Origin of the sequence: Anaerococcus provencensis (assembly GCF_000312365.2) — a bacterium.
Lineage (GTDB): Bacteria > Bacillota > Clostridia > Tissierellales > Peptoniphilaceae > Anaerococcus > Anaerococcus provencensis.
The window spans coordinates 58503-77119 of record NZ_HG003684.1 but is presented as its reverse complement, the minus strand read 5'-3'; the positions used below and the strand labels follow the sequence as shown (position 1 = coordinate 77119).

The 18617-nt window shown below is 28.1% G+C and carries 19 protein-coding genes; 3 read left to right on the top strand and 16 right to left on the bottom strand.

The window, feature by feature from the left end; all coding sequences use genetic code 11:
* Positions 1–226: 226 nt before the first annotated feature.
* The 3 genes from tnpA to BN38_RS00335 form a co-directional block, all read right to left on the bottom strand.
* Positions 227–727 (bottom strand): IS200/IS605 family transposase, encoded by a 501-nt coding sequence (gene tnpA, locus BN38_RS00340; protein WP_084593708.1) that lies wholly within the window; start codon positions 725–727, stop codon positions 227–229.
* A 301-nt stretch (positions 728–1028) separates the two neighbouring features.
* A complete protein-coding gene (locus tag BN38_RS11230; protein WP_230197688.1) occupies positions 1029–1184 on the bottom strand; it encodes a hypothetical protein in 156 nt (51 codons plus the stop codon).
* Positions 1185–1235: 51 nt separating this feature from the next.
* On the bottom strand, positions 1236–2399 hold the full coding sequence (locus BN38_RS00335) for a transposase (RefSeq protein ID WP_230197682.1): 1164 nt from the start codon (positions 2397–2399) through the stop codon (positions 1236–1238).
* A gap of 489 nt (positions 2400–2888) precedes the next feature.
* On the opposite strand from BN38_RS00335, the gene amaP reads away from it, so the two are divergent.
* Genes amaP through BN38_RS00320 form a run of 3 tightly spaced genes read left to right on the top strand, consistent with a single transcriptional unit; the run spans position 2889 to position 4330 of the window.
* Entirely contained in the window at positions 2889–3434 is a 546-nt protein-coding gene (gene amaP / locus BN38_RS00330; RefSeq protein WP_044564934.1) for an alkaline shock response membrane anchor protein AmaP, read from the top strand.
* Positions 3435–3444: 10 nt separating this feature from the next.
* Positions 3445–3744 (top strand): DUF2273 domain-containing protein, encoded by a 300-nt coding sequence (locus BN38_RS00325; RefSeq protein ID WP_044564933.1) that lies wholly within the window; start codon positions 3445–3447, stop codon positions 3742–3744.
* A gap of 19 nt (positions 3745–3763) precedes the next feature.
* Complete coding sequence (locus BN38_RS00320; RefSeq protein WP_044564932.1) at positions 3764–4330, top strand: Asp23/Gls24 family envelope stress response protein; 567 nt, start codon at positions 3764–3766, stop codon at positions 4328–4330.
* A gap of 112 nt (positions 4331–4442) precedes the next feature.
* Here BN38_RS00320 and BN38_RS00315 read toward each other — a convergent pair whose 3' ends face one another.
* From BN38_RS00315 to BN38_RS00255, 13 genes are all read right to left on the bottom strand, one after another.
* Positions 4443–5135, bottom strand: a complete 693-nt coding sequence (locus tag BN38_RS00315; RefSeq protein WP_230197687.1) for a GspE/PulE family protein — start codon at positions 5133–5135, stop codon at positions 4443–4445.
* Positions 5136–5195: 60 nt separating this feature from the next.
* The gene (locus BN38_RS00310) at positions 5196–6653 is read right to left on the bottom strand and encodes a recombinase family protein (RefSeq protein ID WP_044564931.1); all 1458 of its coding nucleotides are present in this window, start codon (positions 6651–6653) and stop codon (positions 5196–5198) included.
* An 18-nt stretch (positions 6654–6671) separates the two neighbouring features.
* Positions 6672–8300: a recombinase family protein gene (locus BN38_RS00305; protein WP_044564930.1), complete on the bottom strand. Its 1629-nt coding sequence runs from the start codon at positions 8298–8300 to the stop codon at positions 6672–6674.
* Positions 8301–9926, bottom strand: a complete 1626-nt coding sequence (locus BN38_RS00300; protein WP_044564929.1) for a recombinase family protein — start codon at positions 9924–9926, stop codon at positions 8301–8303.
* Positions 9927–10018: 92 nt separating this feature from the next.
* Positions 10019–10225, bottom strand: a complete 207-nt coding sequence (locus tag BN38_RS11225; RefSeq protein ID WP_154649904.1) for a hypothetical protein — start codon at positions 10223–10225, stop codon at positions 10019–10021.
* A gap of 471 nt (positions 10226–10696) precedes the next feature.
* A complete protein-coding gene (locus tag BN38_RS00290) occupies positions 10697–11098 on the bottom strand; it encodes an RNA polymerase sigma factor (RefSeq protein WP_010247195.1) in 402 nt (133 codons plus the stop codon).
* Positions 11099–11433: 335 nt separating this feature from the next.
* Positions 11434–12132, bottom strand: coding sequence for a 4'-phosphopantetheinyl transferase family protein (locus tag BN38_RS00285; RefSeq protein WP_026038611.1), 699 nt, complete (start codon positions 12130–12132; stop codon positions 11434–11436).
* Between the two features lie 142 nt (positions 12133–12274).
* Complete coding sequence (aroF, locus tag BN38_RS00280; protein ID WP_407636482.1) at positions 12275–12994, bottom strand: 3-deoxy-7-phosphoheptulonate synthase; 720 nt, start codon at positions 12992–12994, stop codon at positions 12275–12277.
* 368 nt (positions 12995–13362) lie between these two features.
* Positions 13363–14712, bottom strand: coding sequence for an MATE family efflux transporter (locus BN38_RS00275; RefSeq protein WP_010247204.1), 1350 nt, complete (start codon positions 14710–14712; stop codon positions 13363–13365).
* Positions 14713–14936: 224 nt separating this feature from the next.
* Positions 14937–15917, bottom strand: coding sequence for a radical SAM protein (locus BN38_RS00270; protein WP_044564927.1), 981 nt, complete (start codon positions 15915–15917; stop codon positions 14937–14939).
* An 18-nt stretch (positions 15918–15935) separates the two neighbouring features.
* Complete coding sequence (locus BN38_RS00265; protein WP_010247210.1) at positions 15936–16241, bottom strand: phosphopantetheine-binding protein; 306 nt, start codon at positions 16239–16241, stop codon at positions 15936–15938.
* A gap of 21 nt (positions 16242–16262) precedes the next feature.
* Positions 16263–16940, bottom strand: a complete 678-nt coding sequence (locus tag BN38_RS00260; RefSeq protein ID WP_010247212.1) for an MBL fold metallo-hydrolase — start codon at positions 16938–16940, stop codon at positions 16263–16265.
* The gene (locus BN38_RS00255; RefSeq protein ID WP_010247214.1) at positions 16937–18595 is read right to left on the bottom strand and encodes an AMP-binding protein; all 1659 of its coding nucleotides are present in this window, start codon (positions 18593–18595) and stop codon (positions 16937–16939) included. Before BN38_RS00255 ends, BN38_RS00260 begins: the two co-directional genes overlap by 4 nt.
* Positions 18596–18617: the final 22 nt, after the last annotated feature.

Below are 18617 nucleotides of genomic sequence, written 5' to 3'. Positions count from 1 at the left end.
TTCACTAGAAGAATTGGACAATTAAGTCTATTCTTCTTTTTTTATCAAAGTGATTCTAATATGAATTAAAATTTGATATATATTAATTTTATAAAGTAAATCAAAACTACCAGCTTAGCTGGTAGTTTGCACAGCGCCTAGAAGGCGCGAATACCGGCACGCCCCTATTGGGGCTATCGAGTATTACCTCCACATGCACCACTTTCTCAGCTTCTGCTTAAGCAGTTTATTTATTGCTTCTTTTTACTGACTCTCCCGTAAACGGGTCATAGTATTCCTTGATACTTATTTGATCCGCATAATAGTCTTCTTTTAGTTGATTTTGTATATATTCTTTTATCATTTTCTCATTTCGCCCTACTGTATCCACGTAATAACCTCTACACCAGAAATGTCTGTTTCCATATTTATATTTTAAGTTTGCGTGTCGATCAAATATTATTAGTGAACTTTTTCCTTTTAGATATCCCATTATTTCTGAGATACTATATTTTGGTGGTACTTCTATAAGCATATGGACATGATCTGGGCACAGCTCCGCTTCTATTATGTTTATTCCTTTTCTTTGACATAGTTCTCGTAGTATTTGACCTATGTCTTTTTTTAGTTTCCCATATATTTCTTGTCTTCTAAATTTAGGGGCAAATACTATATGATATTTACATCTCCATTTTGTATGTGATAAACTATTGTTGTCCAATTTATTCTCCTTGTTTTTATTGTGCATGTGGTTATCACAATTATATTACAAGTGAGAATTTTTTGGTCTTGAAGCTAAAGCTTAATTCCTCCACCTGCACAGCAGGTGGTTTTTTGTTTCGCTCACATCCGTTCGCTCAACTCACTTAAGTGAAGCAATAAGGTGGTGTTGCAGAATAGGAAAATCTATTCTGCTCATCACTTTTTTATTGTATATTTATATCAAGCCATAATATTCTGTACAGTTTTTAAACATGAGGATAAATTTTTCCACATTTTCTTTAAAATTAGGCTCAAGTAATAGAGCTCCTCATTTTAATATTTTTTTCTTAGGCAGCTTTATATTTTATGATTTCTAAGTTTCTTTTTTCTATTTTTGATGATAATTTGTTTAAGTTTAGTGCCATTGATAATAGGCATATTTCACTTATTATATTTGCTTTTCCTCTGTGGTGGAATCTATTGTAGTTTAGTCCTGATTTTATTTTGGAAAATGCTCCTTCGGATTGGATTGATCTGTTTAATCTTTCTTCTATTCATTGGGCTGATCTTATGTTTTCTAAGGATTCTTTTCTATATTTTTGGAATGTTTCTGATATGTAGATTCCTTTGGTTTTTTTACCATCTTTGTTCCAGTCGAAACACCTGTAGACTTTAGTTGTTGTTACATATCCGCTTTTTCTTTTTCTATATCTATCTTTACATCTTACGAATTCTTTACCTTCTTCTGATATGTATTTGTCTTGATGTTCATCATAGTTTAAGCTTTCCTTAAATGCTTGTTCTTTTTTATATTTCCGTGTTTTGGATTTTTCATAGTTTGATGGTTTTATGTAGGATGTTAGATTGTTCTCTGCTAGATATACATAGTTTTCTTCACTTTCATATCCTGCATCTGCTACTATTTTGTCTAGTTTGTTTGGATAGTTTTCTTGTAGTTTTTTTAAGAATGGTTTTAGGGTGTACATATCGGATGGATGGTGTGATACATTTTCTCCTATGATGAAGCCTGATGCACTTGCTAGTCCTCCACGAGCCGGACGGGCTAATTTTTTGTAGGCTGGTTTTAGTTGACCATTTCTCATGTGGTCTTCTTTCATTCTCATGAAGGTTGCATCATAGTCTGTTTTTGAGTAGGAGTTTCTGTAATCGCCCATTATTTCTAAATGTTTATTGTAAGTTTCTAGTTTGTTTTTCCAATCTTTTAATTGTTCATAGTCTCGTTGAAGTTGGTGTTTTCTTTTGCCTTGCCCATGTACAAAGTTTATCTTTTTTTCTTTACATTCTTTACTTACTTGATTAAATACTATTTTTACTATTTCTAATACTTGGGATGGGGTTAATTCATTACTTAAATCGAAGTGCTTTATTATTCTTACTCTTAGTTTTTCTTGCCATTTTTCTATGCTTCCTCGCCATACAAAACTGTATCTGTTGGCATAGGCTTCTGTTTTTGTTCCGTCTATGTATATGCTTGATAGGTCTATTTGTTTTTCTTCTATTAGTATTTGGACCATTTGATTTAATAGATTGGGTGTTAGTTCTACTATTTTTTGTCTGAATCTGTTTATGGTAGAATGATCTGGTGGGTTTTGTCCATCTAGTAAATATTTTATTCTTAGATCATATTTGCATGATTTTTCTATTTCCCTTGATGAGAATATTCCTTCTGAATAGCAGAATATTATTATTTCCAGCATAGTTACTGGATTTACAGTAGGTTTTCTTCCAAATGATGAGTAGACTTTTTTAATTCTGCTAGATCTATCCTTTCAATTATATTTTTTACAAGCCTTAGTTTAACATCATTTTGAATGTATATTTCTGTATTAAAGTTTAATTTTAATTGAATTGTATCATTAACTAGTGTAAAATTAGTTAGTGATGATGTATTTGTAACGGTTTTCATAAATACATTGTATCAGAAAAAGACGAGGATGTTTAGTTTCCTCGTCTTTTTTCTATGCTAGGACTTTTGCAACAGCCCCTTTTTATAAGCTTTATTAATTTACGATAATAACAAACATGGTTATTTATATGATTAATCATTGTGAATATTTATACTTCTTTTAATTTTTATTTTTTTATATATTTTCATGATTAAAATATTAAAATCTGGTTATCTATATTATATAGAAGTTAATTTGATAATTAATTTTTATTGAAATTTTTTGTAAGGAGGTATCAAATTGAAAAGATGGCGAAAATGGGTTGATATTATTTTTGCTATCGCCACACTACTTGTTATATTTTGTTCATATTTCTTAATATTTGATTATGGTAAAGTTTCGGCAAAATTACACAGTTATTATAGCAAAGGGTGGTTTTTCTATTTCTTTACTGTAGTAACAATTATAGGAGCACTATTAGCTTTGTATGTCCTTATTAGAGCTATCGTACTTCCTACAATTAGTAATTATGTGATTGAGGAAAATGATTCTGGGCAAATGCTTATCACGTCAAAAGCTATTGAAGATAACGTGCTCACAACTGTAAGAAAATATCCTGAAATTAGAAATTCTGATGCAACTGTAAAAGTTAGAAATGGCAATTCTAAAGAGATAAACACTAAGGTGAAGTGTGGTGTTTATGAAGGTGAAAATTTAAGTTCATTATCAGATGCAATCAAAGAAGATATTTCAAAAAGTTTAGAAAATTTTACTGGTTACCCAGTAAATAAAGTAGATGTTGAGTTTTATGATATAAAAAAAGATTCTAATAAGAGAGTAGTTTGAGAGGACTCATATGAATAAAAATTATGAAGAATTTTCGGATTATCAGATAAACAATGAGAACTCTAAAATTAAAAATGAGAAGAGAGACTTACCAATAAAAGATAAATTTAGATCTTTTACAACATTTCACTGGAACGAGTTCAAGTATACACTCATTGGGCTTATAGTTTCTATTCTATTTTTAACAATAGGATTTTTTAGAACTCTTTTAATTATAATCTTATACAATATTGGCAACATTTATGGCAAGTATAAAGATGGTGATCCGAAAACAATATTTAAGTTAGAAAAGTTTTTTGATAAATATTAAATAAAAAGGAGATATTATTATGGCAAATGAAGCAAAATACAATGAAATTGCAGGCGTAAACGAAAAAGAAAGAGAACAAAAAGCAAAACATCAAGAACAAGTTGAGAAAGAACAACACAGAGAAGAAGTAATGGACAATTTCGAAAATAATATAAAAAATTCATTTAATGAAAATAAAGAACAAGCTCACGAATCAAAACTAACATTTGATGATTCTGTTATTGAAAAAATAGCAGCAATAGCTTGCCATGAAGTACCAGGAATCCTTGATATGAAGGGCGGATTCTTCTCTGGAATTTCTGAACAATTTGGTGGACGCTCACTAACAAAGGGAATATCTGCCGACGTAGGAGAAAAAGAAGCTGCTATAGATGCCGCTATCATTCTTGAATATGGTTATTCAGCTCCAAAAGTATTTGAAGAATTAAAGAGAAATATAGCTCAATCTGTTGGACAAATGACTGGCTTAAAAGTTGTGGAAGTTAATGTACGCGTTGATGACGTTATGACCAAAAAAGAATACGAAATCAAACAAAGAAATAACAAAGACGAAGAATACAACAACCAAGAAAATTATTTAAGATAATAACTTTTTAGTTAGTAAAGCCTGAGTCTATAGATTATTGGCCAGTGGTATATTAGTTGCCACTGGCTTTTTTTTCTTAAAAATCTTATTTATTATATGGTTATTGTCTAATTTATATCTGGTCGTACATTACAGAAATTATCTCTTCAAAGCTAGTTGTCCCGTCCATTACCTTGTCAAGACCATTGGATAGCATGGACTTAAAATTATTTTCTTTTGCGTATTTATTTAGGCTTACCAGGTCAATCTTTCCATTTCTGATTAGGTCCCTGAATTTATCGTCTATTACAAATACTTCTTCACATGCTTCTCTGCCCTTGTAACCTTCATTACAATGTGTGCATCCATTTGGTCTATAAATGCTAGCGTCTCTATCAATATCGACAAATCTCTTTGCTAGCTCGTATTCACTATCGGTCATCTTATCTTCTATTTTACAATCACAAAGTTTTCTTACTAGTCTTTGGCTGGCTACTGCATTTATAGCTGATGACAGCAGATAATTTTCTATGCCCAAATCTTTTAGCCTTATTATTGAGGATAAAGCGTTATTGGTATGGAGAGTTGTGAGGACCAAATGCCCTGTTATTGCTGCTCTTATTGCAATTTGAGCTGTTTCATAGTCTCTGATTTCTCCCACCATGATTATATCTGGGTCTTGCCTTAGTATGGACCTTAGGGCCTTGGCAAAGCTAAAGTCAATTTTTTCGTTGATATTTATTTGATTGATGCCCTCAATATTGTATTCCACGGGATCTTCGACTGTGATTATATTATCTCTTTCAGAATTTAGGCTATTTAGCAAAGAATACAAGGAAGTAGACTTGCCCTATTGTGTCAAGTTATTGCTTATAATTATATCACATTATTTATAGACAATTTCTATGTTTTTTGAGGCGTCTACTATAATCTCTTTGATGTTATTTTCAACAATTTCATTAGTTAATTTTAAGTCTATATTACACATAGTAATATTTTCTAATTTATCTTTAGTTTCAGACTCCTCTTTTAAACTACTTAATTGTTCATTTATATTATTCTTAATTTCTAGAAATTCTTCTCGTGTAAGTTTAGAATCTAAATATAACTCGTAGTTCTTTTGTATTTCAAATTTTAGTGCATTCACTTTTCCTTGATCTATTTTTTTACTTTTAATAGTCTTTCTTTCTTCTAATTTTACACCTCTTCTTTTTAAACTCTCCAACACATAACTTTCGACTGTCTTTGAACTAATGGAATTTGACTTTGAATTTAAACTACATATTCTACATCTAAATCTACAGTCATATTTTTTTCCATTTTTACCAACAACTGCTCTGTAATCAAACTTCATTTTATGCCCACATACACCACATATTACTTTTGACCTAAGAGGGCTATCCACATCTCTTGCATCATTATGAGCTGGAAACGATCTTTGATTTAATGTATCTTGAACTTTATTAAATTCCTCTTTGGAAATAATTGGTTCAAAAGCATTTTCTATTCTGCCCCATTCTTCTTTAGGTCTTGGTATACTTTTTCTTATTGGAGTTTTGTACGTTTTATTATATAAAAATACTCCTGTGTAAGATTCATTTCTTAGAATTCTACTTATCTGTCCTGTGGTCCACAAAATCTTTTTATAATTTTCTAGACTTTCTCCTCTTAATACTCTCTTTCTTTCAGATCCTGTAAGATATTTTTCCTTATTAAAATTTTTAGCTATACTCCCCTGGGAATGTCCTTCTAATATCATATCAAAAGCTTTTCTTACCACTTTAGCAGATATGTCATCTTTTATGATTTTGTATTTATTTTTTTGATCTTTAACATAACCAAAAGGTGCTTCGTTAATTATCTTTCCCTTTGTCTTTAGTGAATTCAAAGTAAGCTTTATTTTTTCTGAAAGTTCTTTACTATAATAATCGTAAAGTAAGGATTTAAATTGAGTGTCAATTTCAATAGTTCCATTACAATTATCTTTACTATCAAATCCATCATTGATAGAGATAAATCTTATTCCTAAAAACGGAAAAATATTTTCTAAATAGTTTCCAGTTTCTATATAGTCTCTTGAAAATCTAGATAAATCTTTTACAATAATACAATTTGTATTTAGATCTCTTATATCTTCCATTAATCGTTCAAATGCAGGTCTATTTGTATTCATACCTGAATAACCGTCATCTATATATTCAATTTTATTATCTACACAAAAATCAGAAAAATTTTTATCAATATATGATAAGATTAATTGTCTTTGATTCTTTATGCTATTACTTTCCTCATTTTTTTCATAATCTTCTTTAGATAATCTCATGTAAATTCCTATTTTATACATCTTGATTTCCTCTGACTTTTAAAGTGTGAAAGTAAAGTATACGTCTAATTTTTTATCTTTATGAACAATAATCTTATCAATTAAGCTCCTATAATATCCAGATTGCTCCCTGTCAAGTTGATATAAGTTCTTTGAAAACTCAATTCCTTTTAAATACTTATTCTTTAATTTGGTTAGTTGAGTATCAACTATTCGTCTTTCTCTTTCAATTGTGTTCTTTTGATTATTTTTAACTTCTCTGATTTTTTTATAGTAATCAATTTTAACTTGTCCTTGACAATATTTTTCATATGTTTTTAATATTTCATATTCAAGATCTTTTATTTTCTTGTCCATAGATTCTAAGGACTTCATCTTATTTTGCTTTAAACTTTCATATTTTGATTTAAGAGTTTCTTCAACCCATTCAAAGCTAATGTTTTCTTCCATTAATTTTTTTATTTCTTCATTTAATATGCTTTTTAACTGTATCTCTGAGATAACCACATGGTTATTACTCCTATCCTCTTCTAGATTTCTACAACCATAGTAGTAATATCTTCTGCCACAAGAAACAGAGTAGTATCTATATAACTTATTTCCACACATGCCACAAAATAGCAATCCGTAAAAGCAATCTTCTCTTCCCTCATATTTTGGTATCAAGTATTTTCCGAAACTCTTATCATATTTATCTCTTAATAGTTTTTGAACATTTTGAAATACTTTTTTGTCTATAATTGCTTCATGTCTATCTTCAATTCTTATCCATTCTTTTTCTGGTCTTACTTTATTCCTACTACCATCCTCTAGCATATTTGTATATCTACCTTGAACTAAATTTCCAATATACGCTTCATTTTTTAAAATTCTTTGAATAGACCAATTTCTCCATCCAGGATTCGTTTCTTTGTCTTTATATACTTCTCCTGTTTTGTAATAAATGTTTGGCGGATTATATCTTTTTTTATTTAATTCTCTAGCTATTGTTACCATACTTGCTCCATTATTAGCTAATTCAAAGATATAAACTATTTCATCTCTTACTTTTTCATCAACTTTAAATACACTTCCACCTTCTGTTTTTACTGATATATATCCAAAAGGTGGCTTCCCACCAATATGGTAGCCTTTCTTCATTAATTCTTTTTTAGAACTTCTAACTTTTTTTGATATGTCTTTTGAATACATATCATTCATGATATTTTTAATTGTTACTTCAAAGCTTTTCTTATCATCAAGCCCATTTAAAGAATCTACTTTATCTATAACAGATATGAATCTAACTTTTAAAAATGGGAATATATTTTCTATATAGTTACCTATTTCTAAGTATTCTCTTCCAAACCTTGATAGATCTCTTACTATAATACAATTAATTTCTTTTGACTTAATATCTTCCATCATCTCTATAAATCCTGGGCGCTTAAAATTTGTGCCTGTGAATTCATAATCTTCGTAAATTTTTACTACTTGTATATCATTTTCTTCTGCATACTTTCTTCCTATTTCTATTTGGCTATCAATAGATTCACTTTTATTCCTATACTTTTCTTTTCTATCTTGAGATAATCGTGTATATATTCCTGCTCTATATTTAGTTTCTTTTTTAGATAATAGAGCTACTTTGTTATCTTTATTTAAATATCTTTTACTAGTTCTAGCCATTTAGCTTATCCTCCTAGCTGAAGAAATGTTTTTTAAAGAATCTAGCTCCTTATCATTTGCTATCATTTTATTGAGTATTTTAAACTCTTCTGCATGATTAAATACTACTTGGATTTCTTTATTCTCTCCAATAACGATCTTATTTACCAACATAACTAATGATAATCTGTCGATTTTATTTAGTTGTTTATTTCTCTTAATTTCATTGATCCATTTTTTGTTTTCTTCTAGAAGTTTATACACATTAGATTTTATATTTTCTCTATTTTGTATTTCTTTATCAATTTCTTTAATTTTACTTTTATAAGCTTCTCTAAATCTATTAAATTCATTTTTTGTCAATATTTTATCTTCTAAATCACTATAAAGACAAGATAGTATAGCTTCGTACTTTTCTTTTTGTCTTATTAACTCACGTCCTTCATAATCAATAGCAGATAATTTTATTTCTTTATTTTTAATCTTCTTATATAACAACTCTTGAAAAGATATATACTGAGTAAATATATCTTTAATTACTTCTAAAAGTTCTTCTTTTTTTATAGCATGTCTAGTGCAAGAACCATTTTTGTTATAATTTGAGCATATATACTGAACTATCTTTTTGTCTCCACTTTTTATTTCTCTTCTTATTAGTGGTGATCCGCAATCTTTACAGAACATTAAACCAGCAAAAATATCTGGAGTTTTATTTCTAGCTTGCCATACATCTCTATCTAATAAATTATTTGCTATATTAAATATCTCTTTTGATACAATTTTTTCATGGCAATTTTTAACTATGACCCAATCATTAGGATTTACACAAATTTCTTTTTCGCTTTTGTAGTTTAATTTAATCCTTTTTCCTTGTTCCATATAACCGATGTATACTCTATTTCTGATAATCCTATTTATAGAGTTAACTGACCACTTTCCGCCTTTAATCGGTCTAAATCCCCCATTAAAATTTAATCCTGATTTTTCCTTATAAATTAATGGAGAATCGATTCCAAGATCATTTAAATGGTATGCTATAGAATTAGAAGAATATCCTAACAATTTCATTCCAAATATTCTTTTTACTACTTCAGCAGCTTTTTCATCGATTTCTAGTTTATTCTTATTTTCTTTGCTCTTCTTATATCCATATGGAGCAAAAGCACCTATATAATCTCCTTTTTCCCTCTTAACTTTTTGAGCACTTCTTACTTTATTTGATATATCTCTACAATAGCTATCGTTTATGAAATTTTTTATTGGTAATATAAGGTGTGTATCATTCATATCTGCATTTTGGCTATCATAATTATCTGTTATGGATATAAATCGAACTTGCATATCTGGAAATATTTTTTGAATATATCGTCCTGCTCCTATATAATCTCTTCCAAATCTTGATAAATCCTTTACTATTAAAGTGTCGAATTCTTTATTTTCAAGACTTCTTATCATTTCATTAAATTGTGGACGATTATAGGTAGCTCCTGAATAACCATCATCAACAAATTCTTTTAAAATTTCTATTCCTTGCTTATTTGCATAGTTATGAATTAATTCTCTTTGATTTGATATTGAGTTGCTTTCTTCTACATCTCCATCTTCTCTTGACAATCTTAAATAAATACAAGCTTTACTTTTGCACATAAAAAAGCCCTCCTTCATTTTATTCTTTAGATACAAAATTAAATGAAGGTTAGGCTTCCACAATCAAAGTATAACGCTCCTTATTTTTTATTTCAATACTCTTTATTAAAAATAAATAGTTTTTCTTCTATATATGATTCTACTATGTCGCTTAATGTTAGACCCGTATCTTTAAATGTAAATAGTACTTTGTAGCCATCTATGTCGTAAGTTTTATCACTTGTTTTTTCTTCTTTTTTCAAGCTTTCATTTTGTATACCTTCTTTTATTTTTTGTTCATCTAAATTTAAGTTATTCATACTTCTAAGCTCCTTAAATAAACAGTTAAGTTTTATGACTTTGGTAGGTGTCTTGGCAGACAACATAGGAATTTCACCTCCGCCTCTTTTTAGATGAGCCGGCATCAACTTTAGAAGTATCATTATCCCCAAGTATTTCATAGCACAGAAAGCCATTTCTGATTTACAGGTACTATTTGTCGCTCTCTTTCTTTTATCCTTCAATTCTTTTTTGAGTATCCATTTAAACCTAATCTTTTAAGCAGAAAGATCTTGGCGTAGTTTGTATCGCTCCATACTTGGTTAACGTCCTATCGTGGTCTATGCAGTTGTCAAGGTTCAATTCTTTCATCTGTATAAATCGAGTGATAAAAATATCCCTCTATATATAAACCTTAATTTTTAGGCCTCTTGTTTCCATTTTTTTAGAATTTTTTTAATTTTTTCACAAAAAATAGAGAGCAAAGACTGCTCCCCGTTGATATCTTCTTATTATTCTCTTTCAATTATTTTCTTTAGTTTTTGTAATATTTTATTTCTAAGGCTAAATATTTTCTTAGGAGACACTTTTTCTTGTTTCGCTAAATCTCTAATGGTTCTTCCTTCAAAATATAGGGCAATAATTATTCTTCTCTCATATTCGTTTAATTTATCGAGTGCCCTATATAGATCTTCTAACCTCAGTTTAGTTTCTATTATTTTTTCTATATCTACTTTTTTGTCTTCTATGTTTTCTATGGAATCGTTTACTCCTCGAAAATTATAGTCTATATATTTTCCATCTATTCTTTGTAGATATTCTTCATGATTTTTAAGTTTTTTATATTCTTGATATATTTCATCACTTACATATACTTTTTTCCCGTTTACATAAATATATTTTTCTTCAGACATATTATCCTCCTTCTTATTCTCAAATTTATTTTTGAAAATAAAAAAGGAGGACTACGGCATTTTGATATGCCAAGTCCTCTTAAATATAAACAGTTAAAATCTATTTGGCTTTTCTTATATTCGGATTTTAATTCTTTAAAAAGGACGTGAAGTTAAATTAAACCCTATTCTACAAATACATACAATAAATCTACCATATATTCTTATTAATAAAAATATTCTATTCATACTTACTTATTTCAAATAGTCCTCATCAAAAATCAGTTTAAAATATCATTTATGAACAATTAATTCTTAACTATTTTTATCCTAATATTCATCTTTTAATTTAATATTTATACTTTATTTTCTATACAAATAGTACCAAAATATTCATATGGTATTAAACTTAATGTTAGTAAATACCTATTCACTTTTTTTGCATTGTCTTTAATTTTTATTATTTCATCATTCGTATAAATGATTTCTATTTCTCTTGGATTTCTTATAAAACCACAACCTTCACATTTTAAATAGGCTTCTTTTATCGTCCAATATCTAAAAAACTCAACTAAATCATTTCCTATATTTTTAATTTCTTTATTTGTAAAGCAACTTTTCAATATGCACTCAATATCAAATTTATAATTTACTTTTTCAACATCTACCCCGATTTTTCTTTTTGAAAAACCAACCAATACATATCCATCCGTATGTGAAATATTGAATTTAATTTCTTCCTTATTTTTAATATACGGTTTATTATATTTATCCTTTAAAATAACTATATTTTCACAATTAGTATTTAATATTGTTTCGTAAGCTTTATTTAAAATACTTCTTGAAACCGCAAAATTTATTTTTGAAACTTCCGATATATATTCATCAACCTTTTTTACATCTTTATGCTTTAAAAAACATTTTAACTCATTTAACTCAAACACGTCCGTCTTAGATTCAACCAATAATACATCGTAAAAATTAAGTATTTTACTTATTTTATTTATATTTTCAAGTTCTTTTATATTTGAAATTTTCATTCTATATATTTTCATATTAATCAATGAATTCCACAATTTAATATCTTTTTATTTATATTCATATTTTTTAATTATTTATATCGAAATTTAGTATATGGATTTATTTATTCATTTCGCTTAGTATTAATAATATTTTTTGCAATTATTCTTATTTTCCCTATTTATTAAATTGAGTTAATATATTTTTTAACATGGGAATACTAACTGTCTGCTCACCATCACTCCAAGCACTCTCAGGATTCAAATGAGATTCAATTATAACGCCATCAGCCCCTGCTACTATTGAAGCCTTTGTTAATGGCTCTATTAACTCTCTTTTCCCTGTAGCATGACTTGGATCTGCAATAATTGGTAGGTGCGTGAGCTCTTTCAATAACGTAATCGAAGCTATATCAAATGTATTTCTTAAATAATCACCATATGATCTTATTCCTCTTTCACAAAGAATTATTCTCTCATTGCCTCCAAGCATAATGTATTCAGCACTCAGTAAAAATTCTTTTATAGTCGCACTTAATCCTCTTTTTAAAAGTATAGGTTTATTCACTTTACCTAATTCTTTCAATAACGTATAATTATACATATTTCTTGAGCCGACCTGTAATATATCAACTTTATCTATCATATATTCTAATTCTCTGACATCCATTATTTCAGTTACTACTGGCATTTCCATTTCTTTTCCGACTTTACAAAGAATATCAACGCCTTCTTTTCCCAATCCTTGAAAATCATATGGCGAAGTACGCGGTTTAAACGCCCCACCTCTTAAAATATCCACTCCTAATTTTCTTATCTCAAAAGCAATTCTTCTCAAAACGTCTTCCGATTCAATAGAACACGGCCCAGATATTATTATCGGATTATCCCCACCTATTTTTAATTCTTTAATGTAAATTATTGTCTTTTTTTATATTTTTTAGTTACTAAGTAACCATTCTCCAAAGATAATTTTTTTGACTTTAAAAATGTTTTTTCTTCATTTTCAATTTTTTCTTTTATACTGGCATCAAATATGTTAATAATATAATATTTTTTAATATGATATGAGTCGTATTTTATTTTTTTCGAAATCAAATAGTTCTTACATTTTTTATAATAATTCTTATTATCGAATATATAATGCATTTTATATCATCCACTTTCTATTTTGAAACAATTTATTTAATTACCCAACATTGTAATCAAATCCTTCAATTAGAATCATTTTTCCCTAATGTACATTAGAATATTTATACAACAATTTTAGGATTCTATTTTATTTTCTAATAATTTCTTATTAACACTAATAGCAAAAGGAATCGTAATTATTGTTGTCAATGCATCCGATATTGCTTGAGCATATATCACACCATCTAATCCAATCATTTTGGGTAATAGTAAAATAACTGGTATAAATACAATGCCTTGTCTTAGGGAATTTAAAAAAGCTCCAGCTAAGGCTTTACCTATTGCTAAATATAATGTTGCGTAGGTAAATTGAAATCCAAATGTTATAAACATTATTACCCCAGCTTTTAAAGCTGGAATTGCTATCCTCAGTACATCCTTATCTTTTCCAAATACTGATAATATACTTGGTGCAAATAAATATATAATAGCTGTCCAAACTATACAAAATAGAGTCGTCCATTTTATGCTCGCTTTTATCGCTTCTTGTACTCTTTCATAATTTTTAGCTCCGTAATTAAAACCTGCTATAGGTTGTAATCCTTTCATATATCCTGCTACTACATTTGTACCAAGAGTTACTATTCTAAGAACTATTCCCATTGCTGCTATTGCTTCCTCTCCATAAAAAGAAGCCGCATAAGATATTTTACTTATTGCTATGGTTTGCAAAATCTGAAGTATTAATAGAGATATTCCTATTTTTAGTATTTCTTTATAAATTGCAAGTGTAGGTTTGAAGTTAGGTATTTTAATTTTAATTAAATTTTTATCTCCAATAAAGTAAATAAGATACATTAAGCTAGTTATAACTCTAGCTATTAGTGTTGCAATTGCAGCACCTTTCACTCCCAAATTTAATTTAAAGATGAATATTGGATCTAAAATTATGTTTGATAAAGATCCTACAATCATTGCTTTCAAGGAGATTTTAGCTGCTCCCTGTGAAACTGCTAAATTCCCTAGAGTAACATTCACAGCTCCTAAAACTCCACCTATTATAAACAGACTAGTATATGTTTTAGCAAGTTCCATAATAACTGGAGTCGCTCCCATAAACTTCATCACACTATCTAAAGAGTAAAATAACACAATTGCTATTATTATCGACATAATAGCGCTAGAAAATAAAGAAACTGTAGCTACAATATTTGCTTCTTTGTTATTTTTCGCTCCTAATAATCGTGAAATATAAGAGCCTGCTCCTGCTCCAAATGTTAATCCTATTCCTAAAAAGATAAGTTGAATTGGAAATGCAACTGAAACGGCAGCTACAGCTTCTTTCCCAAGTCCCGAAACAAAATAGGTATCTACAACATTGTATAACGCAGCTACCAATAAGCTGATAACCATAGGAATCCCAAGCTTAAAGAGTGCTTTATCAATATTTTCTTCTTTCAATATTTTTATTCTATTTTCATTCATTCTAACTTTTCCCTCTTTTTACTTTTTATTCTTCTATAATCATTTAACAAAAATACTACTAACAAAGCATTCCTATAATTTTTTATATCGTGCTCTATTTCCTATATAAACACAATATCAAATTATTCAAAATAATTATATGCTATATATCCTACCACAATATAATTTGTATTTTATATTTGTATGTTTTAAATAAGTAAATCTATATATTAAAACAATTCATTCTAGATTAAATGATCCGTTTCCATCATCATAAAATTATTTGTTTGTTTATTTAATTCTTCTCTTACTTCTCTATTAAAAGGATGACAAATCCATTCAAAGTTTGTCTTTTTAAAGCGCTCATCTTTACATCCACATACTGATAATGTTATATCATATTTTTTACATAATTCATGAATTTTTTCTATTCTTTTTACCTTATTTTCAAAAGGAATAGAATATAAATCTTGTCCAGAAATAGTCGGCGTTTTTTCCGTAAGAAGCTCTGTAACCTGTCTAGTATATTTATCATTTGACCATTTATTTTTAATATCTTTAGTTAATACTACATATCCAGCAACTATCTCGTTAACCCCTAATACGCTAATATCTTTTAGTATTTTTTCAATATTTTCATTAGTATCATCAATATTAGGCAATAAAGGATCCATTCTAACAACTAATGATCCTAAGCCTTCTATTTTTGTTAATTTTTTAATATTATTAATTCTTTGAGTATAAGAAGGTGCTCCTGGTTCTATTTTGTTGTTCCTATGATCATCATAATTGGAAACATCAATCTGTATATTCATTAAATTAGGTCTTTCTCTAACTATGTCCAAAATAGAATCGTCAAAAATACCTTTAGTGATAAATAATACATGGACATTATTTTCCAACAATTTTTTTAATACTATTTTTGCTGATTCTTTAACGTTTTCATTTCCCAAAGGATCTGAAGAGTAGCACATATATACTGATGGTGGAAATTCTTTCCTCTCCAAAAATTTTTCTAATTTTAATGTTAACACTTCACCTTTATAATTAGGATTGTGTAATGTATATACCTTTAATTCTAATGGTGAAAATATACAATATGAACACTTATGAGAACAACCTAATGATAAATCAATTACGTATCCTTTACAGGCATTATACTCATACCTTATATCTGCTTGTAAATCTCTTGAAATTCCCCAGTTAATTTCCTTATTACTTTTCATATTATTCCCCCCCATTAATCATAATAATTTTTCAAATTCATCAATAAAACTAAATATTGATTTCACATAAATATCGTCTGTATCAGCAAAAAGAAATAGAAGTAACTTTTCTATGTCTATATTTTTTTCAATAATATCTTCATCGCCTTTTATAAGTTTTTCTCTTATTTTTAATAGTAAATCCATCATTTCTATAGAATCTAATCCTAAATCATTTGTAATAGACGTTTCTACACTAATTTCATCAACTTGTTTGTTTGGAGATACCTCCAATAGACATTCTCTTATAATATTAAGTTTTTCTATATTATTATAATTTTTCATATGCTCCTCCAATTTAACGCATTATTTGTATTCAAATTTTAAAAATATATTTCTTTTATCGTTAATATATATTAGCTTTTTAAATGTAGATTTATCAGTAATATTTAAATAGATGTTTCTTTTAAAATAATCAGTCTTTTCATATACATTTTCTTTAAAACGATGCCCCGGATATATATTTGTATCTATAGTTAAATGTCTTTTTATTTTTACCACGCTATTAAACATATCATCTACACTTCCTCCTCTACAATTACAAAAACCGCAACCATTTGTAAAAATAGTATCTCCAGTAAATATGTTGTTTCCTATTTTATAACACATACTTCCTATTGTATGCCCTGGAGTCAGAAAACACTTGAATTTCAACTTTGCTACTATTATTTCATCCATGTCATCTAACTGACATAAATTACTGCATCTAAATTCATAGTAATCTATTTCTTTTTTTGACATATAAACAGGTATTTCATATTCAACAGCCAATTTGTCAGCTAAATTTGTATGATCTCTATGAGAATGAGTTAGCATAATCCCTTTTGGTACTATATTCAAATCATGAACATATCTGTCTATTTTTTCAAAATCCCACGCTGGATCTATTATTACACATTCGTTATTTATTACATTTATAACTATATACATGCAATTATTAACATCTCCAACCTTTAACTCAACTATATTATATGTTTTATTCAATCATTTCCTCCAAAATTATTAACCAAATAATTTTTTAATTCAAAGCGTTTAATCTTTCCACTAACTGTTACAGGTATATTTTCAATTTGTATAAAATATGCAATTCCTATTCCTAATTTATTCATAACATGTTTTTTTAACTTCTTCTTAATTTCGTTAAACTCTCGTTCATCTTTGCTACATTCAACAAAACAAAAAATCTTCTCTTTATCGTCTTCTGAATTCTTTAATTCACAAATAGCTACCTTTGAAAATCCTAATGAGCTGAGTTCATTACAAATACTTTCAATATCATAATAATAATAATTTTCACCATTAACAAATATCAAATCATTTTTTCTGCCAGTAAGTACTAAATTATTACCATTAAAAAATCCCAAATCACCAGTGTTAAACCAACCATCTTTGTCGAAAGATTCTAAATTTGCTTCTTGATTTCTATAATATCCAGATGTCACCGAGTCGCCTTTAATAAATAATGTTCCTACTGTACCCTTCTCTAAAATATTTCCAAATTCATCTACTATCTTTGTCTCAAAATTATCTAAACAAGAACCTACCTCAACAAAACTAATTGTATCCTTGCCTTTTTTATTACATTTTATAATTTTATTTCCTATATTAAGACTTTGCCTTTTTACAATAACTTCTACAAATTCTTCATTTTTACTTGATGTTGACACTACTAAAGTCGCTTCTGATAAACCATATGAAGGCTTTAATGCACTACTCCTCATTCCAAATCTTTTCATTTTTTCTATAAAAAGCCCACACACCAATGCGGATACAGGTTCTGCACCGTCAATTATTAGCCTAATTGATCTTAAATTTATATCTATATCATCTTTTATATCAAGATAATTACAAACATATCTAATCCCAAAATTGGGAGAAGCAGTAACTGTAATTTTATGTTCATCCATTTTTTTTAGCCATACTAATGGTTGCAAAACAAAAACTTTAGGTGACATAATATAAAAACTACATCCAGCTAAAAGAGGTGTTAAATATGTTCCAATCATCCCAAAACTATGTGTAAGAGGTAGCCAACTTAAGTAAACATCATTTTTTGTCACATCCATAGCTCTGATTGTAGCGTTAATACTTGAAATAATATTTTTATGTGTTATGATCACTCCCTTTGGATCACTTGTTGACCCAGAAGAATACTGAATAAATGCTATATCATTTTCATTTGGGGCTTCTATATTCACATCTATAAATCCAGAAGAATTCCCTAATTTATCTATAGAGATACTCTTTCTCACTATATGTTTAAATTCATCATTCATATTAAGTATTTCAATCGTACTAATGGTTGAAACTAAAAATGGATTTTTTAGAATTCTCCATATTTTTAATATCTTATACTTCTCATCTCTCTTCTCCAAGTATGTATATGGTATCGCTATAAAGCCACCCAAAATGCATGCCCAAAAAAGTTTTATTAACTCAATACTATTATCTAATTGAAATAAAACTTCATCCCCTCGTTTTATCCCTAACTTTTTCAGATTATATAATATTATTTTTACACTATCCTTAAATTCATTTGAGGTTACTGTGATTTCATTGCCTAGATGTTCTATAAAAATATGCGGTTGCTTAAAACTTAAAAATCCCTCATTTAATGTTTTGTAATCTAATTTCTCCATAAAAATTACCTTATAATTTTAA

Coding starts and splice junctions, on each gene's coding strand:
- tnpA (WP_084593708.1), bottom strand. CDS start 727: ATGCACAATAAAAACAAGGAGAATAAATTGGACAACAATAGTTTATCA.
- BN38_RS00335 (WP_230197682.1), bottom strand. CDS start 2,399: ATGCTGGAAATAATAATATTCTGCTATTCAGAAGGAATATTCTCATCA.
- BN38_RS00325 (WP_044564933.1), top strand. CDS start 3,445: ATGAATAAAAATTATGAAGAATTTTCGGATTATCAGATAAACAATGAG.
- BN38_RS00320 (WP_044564932.1), top strand. CDS start 3,764: ATGGCAAATGAAGCAAAATACAATGAAATTGCAGGCGTAAACGAAAAA.
- BN38_RS00310 (WP_044564931.1), bottom strand. CDS start 6,653: ATGTATAAAATAGGAATTTACATGAGATTATCTAAAGAAGATTATGAA.
- BN38_RS00305 (WP_044564930.1), bottom strand. CDS start 8,300: ATGGCTAGAACTAGTAAAAGATATTTAAATAAAGATAACAAAGTAGCT.
- BN38_RS00300 (WP_044564929.1), bottom strand. CDS start 9,926: ATGTGCAAAAGTAAAGCTTGTATTTATTTAAGATTGTCAAGAGAAGAT.
- BN38_RS11225 (WP_154649904.1), bottom strand. CDS start 10,225: ATGAATAACTTAAATTTAGATGAACAAAAAATAAAAGAAGGTATACAA.
- BN38_RS00290 (WP_010247195.1), bottom strand. CDS start 11,098: ATGTCTGAAGAAAAATATATTTATGTAAACGGGAAAAAAGTATATGTA.
- BN38_RS00285 (WP_026038611.1), bottom strand. CDS start 12,132: ATGAAAATATATAGAATGAAAATTTCAAATATAAAAGAACTTGAAAAT.
- BN38_RS00275 (WP_010247204.1), bottom strand. CDS start 14,712: ATGAATGAAAATAGAATAAAAATATTGAAAGAAGAAAATATTGATAAA.
- BN38_RS00270 (WP_044564927.1), bottom strand. CDS start 15,917: ATGAAAAGTAATAAGGAAATTAACTGGGGAATTTCAAGAGATTTACAA.
- BN38_RS00265 (WP_010247210.1), bottom strand. CDS start 16,241: ATGAAAAATTATAATAATATAGAAAAACTTAATATTATAAGAGAATGT.
- BN38_RS00255 (WP_010247214.1), bottom strand. CDS start 18,595: ATGGAGAAATTAGATTACAAAACATTAAATGAGGGATTTTTAAGTTTT.